The sequence below is a fragment of the Photorhabdus aballayi genome, assembly GCF_026153155.1.
Taxonomy (GTDB): domain Bacteria; phylum Pseudomonadota; class Gammaproteobacteria; order Enterobacterales; family Enterobacteriaceae; genus Photorhabdus; species Photorhabdus luminescens.
The window spans coordinates 1-13,560 of record NZ_JAPFCD010000051.1 but is presented as its reverse complement, the minus strand read 5'-3'; the positions used below and the strand labels follow the sequence as shown (position 1 = coordinate 13,560).

At 42.5% G+C, this 13,560-nt stretch carries 11 protein-coding genes; 8 read left to right on the top strand and 3 right to left on the bottom strand.

Annotated elements, in window-relative coordinates:
• Nucleotides 1–11: 11 nt before the first annotated feature.
• Together tatC and hemB are read left to right on the top strand one after the other, a co-directional pair.
• Nucleotides 12–794, top strand: a complete 783-nt coding sequence (gene tatC / locus OO184_RS19655; RefSeq protein ID WP_265380638.1) for a Sec-independent protein translocase subunit TatC — start codon at nucleotides 12–14, stop codon at nucleotides 792–794.
• 109 nt (nucleotides 795–903) lie between these two features.
• Nucleotides 904–1,908 (top strand): porphobilinogen synthase, encoded by a 1,005-nt coding sequence (hemB, locus tag OO184_RS19650; RefSeq protein WP_265380637.1) that lies wholly within the window; start codon nucleotides 904–906, stop codon nucleotides 1,906–1,908.
• 58 nt (nucleotides 1,909–1,966) lie between these two features.
• Here hemB and rfaH read toward each other — a convergent pair whose 3' ends face one another.
• Nucleotides 1,967–2,455, bottom strand: coding sequence for a transcription/translation regulatory transformer protein RfaH (gene rfaH / locus OO184_RS19645; protein WP_265380636.1), 489 nt, complete (start codon nucleotides 2,453–2,455; stop codon nucleotides 1,967–1,969).
• 600 nt (nucleotides 2,456–3,055) lie between these two features.
• On the opposite strand from rfaH, the gene ubiD reads away from it, so the two are divergent.
• On the top strand, nucleotides 3,056–4,528 hold the full coding sequence (gene ubiD, locus OO184_RS19640) for a 4-hydroxy-3-polyprenylbenzoate decarboxylase (RefSeq protein ID WP_265380653.1): 1,473 nt from the start codon (nucleotides 3,056–3,058) through the stop codon (nucleotides 4,526–4,528).
• Nucleotides 4,529–4,538: 10 nt separating this feature from the next.
• Nucleotides 4,539–5,240, top strand: a complete 702-nt coding sequence (gene fre, locus OO184_RS19635) for an NAD(P)H-flavin reductase (RefSeq protein WP_265380635.1) — start codon at nucleotides 4,539–4,541, stop codon at nucleotides 5,238–5,240.
• A gap of 209 nt (nucleotides 5,241–5,449) precedes the next feature.
• On the opposite strand, the gene fadA is transcribed toward fre, so the two are convergent.
• Together fadA and fadB are read right to left on the bottom strand one after the other, a co-directional pair.
• Nucleotides 5,450–6,616, bottom strand: a complete 1,167-nt coding sequence (gene fadA, locus OO184_RS19630; protein WP_265380634.1) for an acetyl-CoA C-acyltransferase FadA — start codon at nucleotides 6,614–6,616, stop codon at nucleotides 5,450–5,452.
• 11 nt (nucleotides 6,617–6,627) lie between these two features.
• Nucleotides 6,628–8,814 (bottom strand): fatty acid oxidation complex subunit alpha FadB, encoded by a 2,187-nt coding sequence (gene fadB, locus OO184_RS19625; RefSeq protein ID WP_265380633.1) that lies wholly within the window; start codon nucleotides 8,812–8,814, stop codon nucleotides 6,628–6,630.
• 274 nt (nucleotides 8,815–9,088) lie between these two features.
• On the opposite strand from fadB, the gene pepQ reads away from it, so the two are divergent.
• Genes pepQ through hemG form a run of 4 tightly spaced genes read left to right on the top strand, consistent with a single transcriptional unit; the run spans nucleotide 9,089 to nucleotide 13,083 of the window.
• Nucleotides 9,089–10,423 carry a Xaa-Pro dipeptidase gene (gene pepQ / locus OO184_RS19620; RefSeq protein WP_265380632.1) on the top strand — a complete coding sequence of 445 codons (1,335 nt, stop codon included), beginning with the start codon at nucleotides 9,089–9,091 and terminating at the stop codon, nucleotides 10,421–10,423.
• Entirely contained in the window at nucleotides 10,423–11,034 is a 612-nt protein-coding gene (locus OO184_RS19615) for an IMPACT family protein (RefSeq protein WP_265380631.1), read from the top strand. The genes pepQ and OO184_RS19615 overlap by 1 nt, the downstream gene beginning before the upstream one ends.
• Nucleotides 11,035–11,071: 37 nt before the next feature.
• Nucleotides 11,072–12,523, top strand: coding sequence for a Trk system potassium transporter TrkH (gene trkH / locus OO184_RS19610; protein ID WP_265380630.1), 1,452 nt, complete (start codon nucleotides 11,072–11,074; stop codon nucleotides 12,521–12,523).
• A 23-nt stretch (nucleotides 12,524–12,546) separates the two neighbouring features.
• Nucleotides 12,547–13,083, top strand: a complete 537-nt coding sequence (hemG, locus tag OO184_RS19605) for a menaquinone-dependent protoporphyrinogen IX dehydrogenase (protein WP_265380629.1) — start codon at nucleotides 12,547–12,549, stop codon at nucleotides 13,081–13,083.
• Nucleotides 13,084–13,560: the final 477 nt, after the last annotated feature.

Here is a 13,560-nt window from a genome sequence, read left to right as displayed (position 1 = left end):
AACACTAAAACATGGCTGTTGATGATACCCAACCACTTATCAGTCACCTTATTGAATTGCGTAAGCGAATTCTAAACAGTTTACTTACTGTATTAGTGGTTTTTTTAGCATTGGTTTATTTTTCTAACGACATCTATCAGATGATCTCTGCACCTTTGATTAAGCAGTTGCCTCAAGGCGCCAGTATGATAGCGACAGATGTTGCTTCTCCCTTTTTTACGCCAATAAAACTGACCATTATGGTGTCGATATTCGTATCTGCGCCTATGGTTCTCTATCAGGTATGGGCATTTATTGCACCTGCGTTATATAAACATGAACGCCGTTTGATGATCCCTCTGCTTGTTTCCAGTAGCCTGTTGTTTTATTTAGGGATGGCGTTTGCTTATTTTGTTGTATTTCCGATTGCTTTTGGATTCTTTGCTAAAACGGCGCCGGAAGGGGTGCTGATTGCAACGGATATCAGCAACTACTTAAGCTTTGTCATGGCACTGTTTATGGCTTTTGGCGTCTCTTTTGAAGTCCCTGTTGCCATTATTTTATTATGCTGGAGTGGGGTAGTTACCCCCGAATCTTTGAAGAAAAAGCGCCCGTATATTTTGGTTGGTGCTTTTGTTGTTGGCATGTTGTTAACGCCGCCGGATGTTTTCTCGCAAACCTTGCTGGCTATTCCTATGTATCTGCTGTTTGAACTGGGAATTTTGCTCTCCCGTTTTTATACCAGACAGCGGAAATTGGGGGATCGTTCAGCGGAAGATGAGCGGGATGCGTCGGAAGCGAATGCAGAAAAGTGATAATAGTAATCTTAACATGTTGTTCTGTAGTGCTAAGATAATTATCACGAAGCGATAGCATATAAATTAACCCAGCGCGAGTGCGCTGGGTTTGCGTTAGGAGAGCTATATGAGCTATGCATTTCCAGGAACTTTCCCTGGTCGACGTATGCGCCGGTTGCGCTGTCATGATTTTTCCCGCCGTCTGGTTGCTGAAAACCAATTAACTGTAAATGATTTAATTTATCCTGTATTTGTGATGGAAGGCACTAATCGTCGTCAAGAAGTGCCTTCTATGCCCGGTGTGTATCGTCTGACGATGGATCTTTTGCTAAAAGAGGCTGAAGAGATTGCTCGATTGGGGATTCCTGTATTGTCTTTGTTCCCTGTTATTGAAGCAGATAAAAAATCTTTGGGTGCGGAAGAAGCTTATAACCCTGATGGGTTGATTCAGCGTACGGTTCGTGCGTTAAAAGATGCCGTTCCTGAATTAGGGTTGCTAACTGATGTGGCATTAGATCCATTCACGACACATGGTCAGGATGGGATCATCGATCAGGATGGTTATGTGATGAATGATATAACCAAAGAGATCTTGGTCAAACAGGCATTGTCACATGCAGAGGCAGGTGCAGAGATTATTGCCCCGAGCGATATGATGGATGGGCGTATTGGTGCAATCCGTGAATTGTTTGAAGCGGAAGGACATGTAAATACTCAAATTATGGCTTACTCGGCAAAGTATGCTTCTAGTTATTATGGCCCATTCCGTGATGCAATCGGTTCAAATCGTAATCTGAAAGGGGGCAATAAAAAAACCTATCAGATGGACCCTGCGAATAGTGATGAAGCATTGCAGGAGATTGCTCAGGATTTGCAGGAAGGCGCTGATACGGTAATGGTAAAACCGGGCATGCCTTACTTGGATGTTATCCGTAGGGTAAAAGACACATTCGGTGTACCGACCTTTGCTTATCAAGTATCTGGCGAATATGCTATGCATATGGCTGCTATTCAGAATGGTTGGTTACAGGAAGAAGTCATTATAGAGTCTCTGTTATGCTTCAAGCGCGCAGGAGCAGATGGCGTACTGACCTATTTTGCAAAACGAGTTGCTCAACAGTTAAATAAATAGAAATACTAAGGTTTGATCAAAACGGGCAGAATGTAAGTTTTGCCCGTTTTTTGTTTGGTTAAATTTTCACAAACTGTTTATTATTAAGCGCCTTAGGTAATTGTTTATTTAGAATATTAAGTAACAGAATAGAACGGGTTTCTCCATCTGGTTCATTGTAGATAGCTTGCAATCCTTCAAAAATTCCTTCGGTGATTAATACGGTATCACCAGCCACAGGTGTATCTGGTGATACATATTCTTGCTCAGTTGCGGAGACGATGTCTTTAATCAGCGTTTCCGGTACGATAGCAGGATGCACGCCAAAACGGACAAAATGGCTAACGCCGCGTGTTGAATTGATCGTTGTAGTATGAATAACTTCAGGATCAAACTGAACAAACAGATAATTAGGAAAAAGTGGCTCTATATTCACAGTACGTTTACCACGGGTTATTTTTTCAATTCTCGCGGTAGGAGTCAGGCAAGCAACATCCTGTCGTTCCAGATTTTCTATTGCTCGTAAAATTTGCCCACGTTTACAGTAGATGAGGTACCAGTTTTCCATCTTTATTTAACCTTGATCCAATGACTATTAAGCATAGCAAAATAGAAAAGGGCATTACAGGCATTATCTTAGTGATAATTGTTTAATGATACATATTTATTGTAATGGCGTGTCCGATGTTTTTCAGTAAAAAAGCGATGAATAATATCTTGGTAAGTGGCGGATAAAGTAATTAATATAAAATTGGTTGTTATTTGTTCTGTCAATATTAATAAAAGAAAGATATCAGTATTTCTATTGAATAATTGCAAAATTTGATAGCTATTTAGTCATCATTGGGAAATCCGTGGTAAGCAATTGGCTGAATTTTGTGCGATGAATCCAGAGGTAGAGATAGTGTGGCGTTATTTCTGTGGTGAGAGTGGAGACATCGAGATGTTCCAATACGGTAAATATTTTTCTGAGTAACTTGATGCTCAAATATTAATTTATTGGGGGCCATTTCGTTGTATTTGACTTTGAGGTCGCAAGGTTGAATTAAACCCGTTGCTTTTTAGTAAGTTATTGGTTTAATTTGTAGTCTTCTGAAAAAAACACAAAAAAGCTGAGTGGGATGGCTTATAATGTTTTCCCCCTTAAAACCCGGCATAAATGAATAGTATGAAATACCGTGACTTAAGAGATTTTCTAACCTTATTGGAGCATAAAGGTGAGTTGAAACGCATCAGCTTTGAAGTTGATCCTTATTTGGAGATGACTGAGATTGCAGATCGTACCCTTCGCGCTGGTGGGCCTGCCTTGTTGTTTGAAAATCCCAAAGGTTATTCGATGCCTGTATTGTGTAATTTGTTCGGTACTGCTGAACGTGTTGCTATGGGGATGGGGCAGAAAGATGTTAAAGCTTTGCATGATGTAGGTAAGCTGCTAGCTTTTTTGAAAGAACCCGATCCTCCGAAAGGTTTTCGTGATTTACTAGATAAGTTACCGAAATTTAAGCAAGTCCTTAATATGCCAACTAAACGGCTTAATACTGCGCCTTGTCAGGAACATGTTTCGGTTGGTGATGATGTAGATTTAACTCGTATTCCTATCATGCACTGTTGGCCAGAGGACGCTGCACCATTGATTACTTGGGGGCTGACAGTAACTCGTGGCCCGAATAAAGAGCGGCAAAATCTTGGTATCTATCGCCAGCAAGTACTGGGTAAAAATAAGCTCATTATGCGCTGGTTATCTCATCGTGGTGGTGCGCTTGATTTTCAGGAATGGTGTCAGGCACATCCAGGAGAACGTTTCCCAGCGGCTGTTGCCTTGGGTGCTGATCCTGCGACAATATTGGGGGCTGTGACGCCAGTTCCTGACACATTATCGGAATATGCATTTGCTGGGTTATTAAGAGGATATAAAACAGAAGTTGTGAAATGTCTTTCAAGTAACTTGGAAGTACCAGCAAGTGCTGAGATCGTATTGGAAGGGTATATTGAGCCTGGCGAGTTAGCTCCAGAAGGGCCATATGGTGATCATACGGGCTATTATAATGAAGTCGATATGTTCCCGGTGTTCACTGTGACACATATTACTCAGCGTCATGATGCTATTTATCATTCGACTTATACTGGTCGCCCGCCAGATGAACCTGCTGTGTTAGGGGTTGCATTGAATGAAGTGCTGGTACCGATTTTACAAAAACAGTTTCCTGAAATTGTCGATTTTTATCTGCCTCCTGAAGGTTGTTCCTATCGTCTCGCCGTCGTGACTATGAAGAAACAATATCCGGGTCATGCCAAGCGGGTCATGATGGGGGTTTGGTCGTATCTACGGCAATTTATGTATACGAAGTTTGTTATTGTTTGTGATGATGATATTAATGCTAGAGACTGGAACGATGTGATTTGGGCAATCACTACGCGAATGGACCCGGCAAGAGATACAGTGTTAATGGAGAATACTCCGATAGATTATCTCGATTTTGCGTCGCCAGTTTCAGGATTAGGTTCGAAAATGGGAATGGATGCAACGAATAAATGGCCGGGAGAGACGCAGAGAGAATGGGGACGCCCTATTGTGATGAGTGAAGAAGTGCGTACCCGCGTCGACAAAATCTGGGATGAATTAGGTATTTTAGGACCATAAGAGGGAACGCATGACAACACTGAGCTGTAAAGTAACCTCTGTAGAGGCTATTACTGATACGGTTTATCGGGTACGGTTACTTCCCGATTCTCCGTTCTCATTCCGCGCCGGTCAGTATCTGATGGTGGTAATGAGTGAGAGAGATAAACGTCCGTTTTCAATGGCATCAACGCCTTCAGAAAAGGAGTTTATTGAATTACATATTGGTGCTTCTGAACTAAATTTGTATGCAATGGCTGTGATGGATAGAATTCTGGATCAGAAAGTGATCAATATTGATATCCCTCATGGTAAAGCCTGGTTCCGTCAAAGCAGTGCTAATCCGCTGTTATTAATTGCAGGCGGCACGGGGTTTTCTTACACCCGTTCTATATTGCTGACAGCGTTGGAAGAACAACCTGGACGCCAGATCTCTATGTATTGGGGGGGCAGAGAATCACAACATTTATATGATCTTGCTGAATTACAGTTACTTACAGAGCGCTATCCTAATTTGAAGGTTATTCCAGTTGTTGAACAGTCAGAGAATGGTTGGTGTGGACGTACAGGAACAGTGCTTAAAGCAGTACTAGAAGATTTTGGTAGTTTGACCAATTATGATATTTACATTGCAGGGCGATTTGAAATGGCAAAAATTGCTCGTGAACGCTTTTGTGGCGAGCGTGATGCTTCTGCTGACAACATGTATGGTGATGCTTTTGAATTCATTTAAAATAATAATAAAAAAAACCCGCCCCTGACAGGCGGGAATTACGGCAACAACGACTCAGTTATAATAATTCTTATATACCCTTTATCTTTCAAGCTGCTGCTTTGTTGGCTGCTTTCACTCACCCCAGTCACATAGTTATCTATGCTCCTGGGGATTCGTTCACTTGCCGCCGCGCTGCAACTCGAAATCTATTAGGTATAGATAAGTGCTTAATCCATTCTTTCTATAATGGTGGCGATACCTTGGCCTAAACCGATACACATGGTTGCCAGGCCAAACTGAACATCGCGGCGTTCCATTAAGTTCAACAACGTTGTTGTGATGCGAGCGCCTGAGCAGCCTAAAGGATGACCGAGAGCAATTGCGCCACCATTCAGGTTAACTTTGTCATCCATACTATCCAGCAAATTCAGACCTTTCAGGCAGGCAAGTGACTGAGCGGCAAATGCTTCGTTTAGTTCAATCACGCCGATGTCACCCAGTTCTAAACCTGCTTTCTTGAGCGCCATTTGTGTAGCAGGGACCGGGCCATATCCCATAATGGAAGGATCGCAACCAACAGCTGCCATAGAACGGATACGGGCACGAGGTTTCAGCCCCAGATTCTTGGCATAACTTTCACTGGTTATCAACATTGCAGACGCACCATCGGATAAAGCAGAAGAGCTGCCTGCTGTGACTGAACCTGTTATTGGATCGAATACAGGACGCAGTGCGGCTAGATCTTTCAGATTAGCATCCGAGCGGATCACCTCATCATAATCAAATAGCTTCAATATGCCATCGGCATCGTGACCATAAATTGCTGATAGCTCATTGGAGAATGCGCCTGATTGCGTTGCTTGCGTTGCACGTTGGTGTGAACGGAGTGCAAATTCATCTTGCATTTCACGGCTGATATGGTGAATCTTTGCCAACATTTCAGCGGTTAAACCCATGACTCCTGCGGCTTTGGCGACGCTCAGACTCATTTTAGGGTGGAAATCCACGCCATGAGTCATCGGAACATGGCCCATATGCTCTACACCACCAATCAATGTAACATTAGCTTCTCCGGTCATGATCATACGAGCGCCATCATGCAGCGCTTGCATTGATGAACCGCATAGTCGGTTAACCGTTACGGCTGGTACAGAGTGAGGGATATCAGCCAGTAAAGCTGCATTTCGGGCAATGTTGAAACCTTGCTCTAGAGTTTGCTGGACACAGCCCCAGTAGATGTCATCGATTTCATGTTTCTGTATTGCCGGATTACGTTTAAATAGTTCTTTCATCAGGTGAGCGGAGAGATCTTCAGCCCGGACCTGACGGAATGCACCACCTTTTGAGCGCCCCATTGGGGTGCGGATGCCATCAATAATGACTACATTTTCCATGTTTCCAGACCTCACGCTGTTTTTCCGGTGCTGACAGCAATCGTTGCTGCTGTAGGATAGTAACTTTCATTACGTTCAGCTTTAGCTTTCAGACCAGGCGGTACCTGATAAAGAGCACCGAGGTGAGCATAATTTTCAGCCATTTTTACGTAAGCTGTTGTTCCCATTGTTTCCAGATAACGGAAAACACCACCGTGGAATGGAGGGAAACCAAGGCCATAAACCAGAGCCATATCTGCTTCTGCCGGGCTGGCAATGACACCTTCTTCCAAACAGCGGACAACTTCGTTGATCATCGGGATCATAGTACGAGCAATGATCTCTTCACTGGAGAAATTACTCTTCTGTTGGCAGATAGTCGCCAGCAATTGGTCTGTTTGCTCATCCTGCTCTTTTTTAGGCTTACCTTTCTTATCTTGAGTGTACTTATAGAAACCAAGACCGTTTTTCTGCCCGTAACGTTGATTGTCGTATAAAGTGTCAATGGCATCTTTATAGTCGCGCTGCATACGATCTGGGAACCCTTGGGCCATGACTGATTGAGCATGATGTGCAGTATCAAGACCAATAACATCAATGAGATAAGCAGGACCCATTGGCCAGCCAAACTCTTTCTCCATGATTTTGTCTATTTGGCGGAAATCACCACCATCACGCAATAGCAGACCGAAGCCAAGGAGATAAGGAAGCAGTACCCGGTTTACAAAGAACCCTGGACAGTCGTTAACGACGATCGGAGTTTTACCCATTTTGCTGGCATAAGCGACTACGGTTGAAATTGTCTTTTCAGACGTTTTTTCACCGCGAATCACTTCAACCAACGGCATGCGGTGTACTGGGTTGAAGAAATGCATACCACAGAAATTTTCCGGGCGTTTCAGGGATTTGGCTAATTCTGAGATTGGAATTGTTGATGTGTTGGATGCTAGGACACAATCTTCATTAACCAGAGTTTCAGTTTCTGATAGTACAGCTGCTTTGATTTTTGGATTCTCTACGACGGCTTCAACCACGATTTGAGCCTGTTCGATACCGGCATAATTTAAGGTCGGTTGAATAGAAGAGAGGGTTCTTGCCATTTTTATGGCATCCAGGCGGCCACGTTCAAACTGCTTGTTTAGAAGTTTCGCAGCTTCATTCATACCTAATTCAAGGGCTTGCTGACTGATGTCTTTCATCATGACAGGAATCCCTTTGCGGGCAGATTGATAGGCTATGCCGCCCCCCATAATTCCTGCGCCTAGAACTGCGGCATACTCAGGTGTTACGACTTCTTTCAGATGTTTTTTAGCCAGTCCTTTTACATACTGGTCATTAAGAAAAATACCTACTAAAGCACGGGCAACATTTGTCTGTGCTAAAGGAATGAAGTTGGCGGTTTCTATTTTCAGTGCTTCATCACGACCAAATGTAGCGGCTTTTTCTATGGATTTAACTGCGGTAATAGGCGCTGGATAATGAGGCCCAGCGACTTTCATCACCATACCTTTTGCCACACTAAAACTCATGCCTCGTTCAATTTCATTGAGTTTCAAAGGCTCTAATTTCGGCTGGCGTGCGGCTTTCCAGTCAAGGTTCCCTGCAATTGCTTGTTCCAGCATTGATACTGCGGAATCAACCAGTTTTTCTTTGGGAACAACGGCATCAATCAAGCCATTTTTCAATGCTTCTTCTGTACCAATGTCTTTACCTGCGGCAATGATATCCAGTGCATTATCAGTCCCGATCAGGCGCGGAAGGCGAACTGATCCACCAAAACCAGGCATAATGCCAAGTTTGGTTTCTGGCAGCCCAATGCGCGCATCTGGGGAAGCTACACGGAAATCTGTAGACAGAACACATTCACAACCACCACCAAGAGCATAACCGTTTATTGCTGAAATGGTTGGTACAGGTAAATCTTCTATCCGGTTAAAAATGCTATTTGAAAAGTTAAGCCATTCTTGCAGCTTTTCTACAGGTGAATCGAATAAAGAGAGGAATTCAGTAATATCTGCGCCAACAATAAATGCAGTTTTTTCAGAACGTAATAAAACGCCTTTCAGTCCCGTTTGTTGTTCCAGGCTGGCAACAGCCTTATCGAGAGAGGCAACGGTTTTAGTATCTAGTTTATTAATTGCGGCTGAGGCATTGAAAACCAGTTCAGCAATGCCATCTTTCAGCCAGCTTACTTGAATTGTTTCACTTTGATAGAGCATGTCGTTCTCCTAAATGAGCGCATACCATCTGGTATGACCAGATGGGTTTGATTGTGGGTATTATGTTAAGTAAATGCAAATGAGTGATTAGTTTTTTGCAAGGGTGATCACAAGTGAGATTTGTATCTCATTGGCAATAATTGTTTTTATATTTTGATAAATAAGGTGTTAGCGGGAGCCGATAACTTGAGAGGGTTTTTGCATGATACCTGCAAATATCAATGGCTGTGATAAGCTAATGGTTTAGCCATAAAATAAAAAAAGGTCAATTGAAATGGAAAAGTTGGCATCTCTGTACCACGAACATATCTCTACATTGCAGCAACGCACCTGTGAAGCATTGGCCCGTAATCAATTTGATGCTTTGCTTATTCACTCAGGTGAGTTACAGCGTATTTTTCTTGATGATAGAGACTATCCTTTCAAAGTTAACGCTCACTTCAAAGCTTGGGTTCCAGTAACTAAAGTGCCTAATTGCTGGTTGTGGGTAGATGGTATTAATAAGCCTAAATTATGGTTTTACTCACCGGTAGATTATTGGCATAGCGTAGAACCGCTACCGACCAGCTACTGGACTAAAGAAGTTGAAATGATTCATCTGGCAAATGCTGGAGATATCAATTCAGCGTTAAGTACTTATGTGAAACAGAATGTTGCTTATATCGGTTGTTCGCCACAAAGAGCAAAAGAGATTGGTTTCTCCGAACACAATATTAATCCAAAGGCCGTTCTTGATTATTTACATTTTTATCGTTCATATAAAACAGATTATGAACTGGCCTGTATGCGTGAAGCACAAAAAACGGCTATTGTTGGACACCTGGCAGCTTATGAAGCATTTCAGGCTGGGATGAGTGAATTTGATATTAATATCTCTTATCTTATGGCAACAGGTCATCGTGATACAGATGTGCCTTATGACAATATTATTGCCATGAATGAGAATGCAGCCGTTTTGCATTACACTGTATTGCAGCACAACGCACCTTCGGAGATACGGAGTTTCCTGATTGATGCCGGTGCTGAATATAATGGTTATGCAGCCGATATTACTCGCACTTATTCAGCAAAAAGTAATAATGAATTTGCCTCTCTAATTAAAGACATGGATGCTGAACAGAAAGCGTTAATTGGTACAATTAAAGCAGGGGTTCGCTACACCGAATATCATATTCAGATGCATCATCGGATTGCTAAGTTGTTGAAAAAATATGGTATCGTGAAAGAGGTCAGTGAAGAAGTCATGGTTGAAAAAGGGCTGACAACGCCATTCTTTCCACATGGCATTGGTCATCCTCTTGGGCTACAAGTTCATGATACGGCAGGGTTTATGCAGGATGATACAGGTACACATTTAGCAGCTCCGGATATGTATCCTTATCTGCGTTGCACCCGTATTCTGGAACCCCGCATGGTGATGACTATTGAGCCCGGCCTTTATTTCATTGAATCGCTGCTTGCACCTTGGCGTGAAAGTGAGTTCAGCAAATATTTTGACTGGAATAAAATTGGGATGTTTAAACCTTTCGGTGGTATTCGTATCGAAGACAACATTGTGATCCATGAAAATAAAGTGGAAAACATGACTAGGGATCTTCAATTGCCATAATGAAGCCTTATTTGATACCCGCAGCTTCAGTGAGTTTTACTGAAGAGATTAAAAAAAGTCGTTTTATTACCTTGCTGGAGCATACTTGCGGGGTGGATGAGGCCAAGGAGTTTATCCAGCAAATCAAAGCTCAGTACCCTGATGCTCGCCATCACTGCTGGGCATTTGTTGCTGGTGCGCCGGATGATTCACAGCAGCTGGGTTTTTCAGATGATGGAGAGCCTTCAGGGACCGCTGGTAAGCCGATGTTATCCCAGCTTATGGGAAATAATATTGGTGAAATAACTGCGGTGGTTGTCCGTTATTTTGGTGGAATAAAGTTAGGTACCGGTGGGTTAGTAAGGGCATATGGAAGTGGTGTCCAACAGGCGCTGAAATTGCTGGAAACAAAATATAAGGTTCCACAGAAACTCTGTTCTTTGCAGTGTGAATATGCCCATATCTCTATGATTGAACAGTTATTACAGAAATCATCGGGGCAAATTATTTCCAGTGAGTATGCAGAGAATGTTACTTTGCGAATTTCACTTCCAACTACCTTAGTGGGGGAAGTCGGTGATAAATTACGTGATCTAAGTCGTGGTGTATTGCATTTAACACCTGATCTGTAAATATTCCCTGCAACTGGATTTCTAAGGAACCAGCCGAATGCATTTTCGTGCCATAACCCGTATTATTGGGCTGCTTGTCATTCTTTTCTCTGTCACCATGATAATTCCTGGATTGGTAGCACTTATCTATCGTGATGGCGCTGGGCGTGCATTCAGTCAGACATTTATTTTTGCCTTAATTATCGGTTTGATGCTTTGGATACCAAATCGGGAGCAAAAACATGAATTAAAGCCCCGGGAAGGGTTTCTTATCGTTGCTTTATTTTGGATAGTACTTGGTAGTGTCGGGGCTTTACCTTTCATCTTTTCTGAACAGCCAAATCTTTCTATTACAGACGCATTTTTTGAATCTTTCTCCGGTTTAACAACAACGGGTGCTACGACACTGATTGGGCTTGATTCCTTGCCTAAAGCGATTCTTTTCTACCGGCAGATGCTGCAATGGTTAGGCGGTATGGGGATTATTGTGCTGGCGGTTGCAATTCTGCCTCTACTTGGAGTTGGGGGAATGCAACTCTATCGGGCTGAAATGCCTGGCCCTTTGAAAGATAATAAAATGCGCCCGCGAATTGCTGAAACGGCAAAAACTTTATGGTTGATTTATGTGTTACTGACAATCGCTTGCGCTTTAGCATTATGGGCTGCGGGGATGTCAGTTTTTGATGCCATTTCTCACAGTTTTTCAACTATCGCAATTGGTGGATTTTCTACACATGACGCAAGCATTGGTTATTTCAATAGCCCCGCGATAAATACCATTATTGCGATTTTTCTGCTGATTTCTGGTTGTAACTTTGGTTTGCACTTCGCGGTATTAACGGGACGTAGCCTGACAGTATATTGGCGGGACCCTGAATTCCGCATGTTTATCTCCATTCAATTAGTGCTGGTCATTATTTGCACTCTAATCTTATGGCATCACTCTGTTTATAAGTCGGGGATAGAGACACTAAACCAAGCTTTTTTCCAGGTTGTTTCAATGGCGACAACCGCAGGGTTCAGCACAGATAGTTTTGCTCGTTGGCCATCGTTTTTGCCAATATTGCTGTTGTGTTCCGCATTTATTGGTGGTTGTGCGGGTTCGACGGGGGGAGGATTGAAGGTGATTCGTATCTTGTTGCTGTTCCTGCAAGGTTCCCGTGAATTGAAGAGATTGGTTCATCCAAATGCGGTTTATACCCTCAAGCTAGGGCGAAGAGCATTACCTGAAAGGATTATTGAAGCTGTATGGGGATTCTTCTCTGCTTATGCTTTGGTATTTATCATCAGTTTGTTATTACTTATCGCAACAGGTGTAGATGAGCTTTCTGCGTTTTCTGCAATAGCCGCTACACTAAATAATCTAGGGCCTGGGTTGGGTGTTGTTGCGGATAATTTTACTGCAATGAATCCGGCAGCCAAATGGATATTAGTTATAACGATGTTGTTTGGTCGTTTGGAAGTATTCACTTTATTAGTTTTATTTACACCAACCTTCTGGCGTGAATAGTTTGTTGGGAGAGGGATATAGATATGAATTATTTGTTACTTTATTCCAGTCGTGATGGGCAGACTAAGAAAATTATTACCCGCATTGCTGAAAATCTACGCAGAACGGGAGAGATATGCGATCTTAGAGATTTGGCAACAGTAAAAACAATCAATTTGGAATCTTATGACAAGGTTATGATTGGAGCTTCGATCAGATATGGTCATTTTAGTTCGGCACTGAAAAAATTTGCAATCTGTCATCAACAACAACTTAATAAAATGCCAACCGCATTTTTTGGTGTAAATCTGACGGCAAGGAAGCCAGAGAAACGTACACCGGAAACGAATGTGTATGTTCGTAAATTTCTGTTTAATACCCCGTGGAAGCCAGATTTGTGTGGTGTTTTTGCTGGCGCATTACTTTATCCTCGTTATCATTGGTTAGATCGGATAATGGTGAAAATGATTATGAAGATGACTGGTGGGGAAACTGATACAACTAAAGAGATTGAATATACCGATTGGCAGCAAGTCGATCGCTTTACTGATGATTTCCTTAAAATAGTGAGTGAAAAATAACTGATTTGTTCTTTTTATCAGTGTTTTGTTGAAAAAAACCACGAACGACCATTTTTTTTTCAATAAATACTTGCCAGCGTCAAAGAACTCCCTATAATGCGCCACCACTGACCGACACAACGCTGATAAACATTGTGAGGTCGGGCAGAGAAAAAGCGAATAAGCGCTTGACTCTGCGGGCGAAAAGCGTAGTATACGCAGCCCGGCTGACCGAGAATATTAATTTTTATGTCAGCCTGCTCTTTAACAATTAATCAGACAATCTGTGTGGGCACTCACAAGACCGTATCACAAAAAAATACGTTTTAAAGTCTTGAAGAGTGAACAACAGTTAATTCATTACGAACTAATTTAGTAACGTTATTTTGGCAGGATAACGCGAAGGCAAGCGAGCAACACCGAGACAGTACTTCAGTACGGCGAGGTGTAGCGCAGTGAAGCCGACAAAGTTAGCCAAACAAAAGAGCGTTAATCAGT

Bases quoted from the DNA above. Each gene is read 5' to 3' on its own strand.
- fadB (WP_265380633.1), bottom strand. From the start codon at position 8,814: ATGCTCTATCAAAGTGAAACAATTCAAGTAAGCTGGCTGAAAGATGGC.
- rfaH (WP_265380636.1), bottom strand. From the start codon at position 2,455: ATGGAAAACTGGTACCTCATCTACTGTAAACGTGGGCAAATTTTACGA.
- ubiD (WP_265380653.1), top strand. From the start codon at position 3,056: ATGAAATACCGTGACTTAAGAGATTTTCTAACCTTATTGGAGCATAAA.
- trkH (WP_265380630.1), top strand. From the start codon at position 11,072: ATGCATTTTCGTGCCATAACCCGTATTATTGGGCTGCTTGTCATTCTT.
- OO184_RS19615 (WP_265380631.1), top strand. From the start codon at position 10,423: ATGAAGCCTTATTTGATACCCGCAGCTTCAGTGAGTTTTACTGAAGAG.
- hemG (WP_265380629.1), top strand. From the start codon at position 12,547: ATGAATTATTTGTTACTTTATTCCAGTCGTGATGGGCAGACTAAGAAA.
- tatC (WP_265380638.1), top strand. From the start codon at position 12: ATGGCTGTTGATGATACCCAACCACTTATCAGTCACCTTATTGAATTG.
- hemB (WP_265380637.1), top strand. From the start codon at position 904: ATGAGCTATGCATTTCCAGGAACTTTCCCTGGTCGACGTATGCGCCGG.
- fre (WP_265380635.1), top strand. From the start codon at position 4,539: ATGACAACACTGAGCTGTAAAGTAACCTCTGTAGAGGCTATTACTGAT.
- pepQ (WP_265380632.1), top strand. From the start codon at position 9,089: ATGGAAAAGTTGGCATCTCTGTACCACGAACATATCTCTACATTGCAG.
- fadA (WP_265380634.1), bottom strand. From the start codon at position 6,616: ATGGAAAATGTAGTCATTATTGATGGCATCCGCACCCCAATGGGGCGC.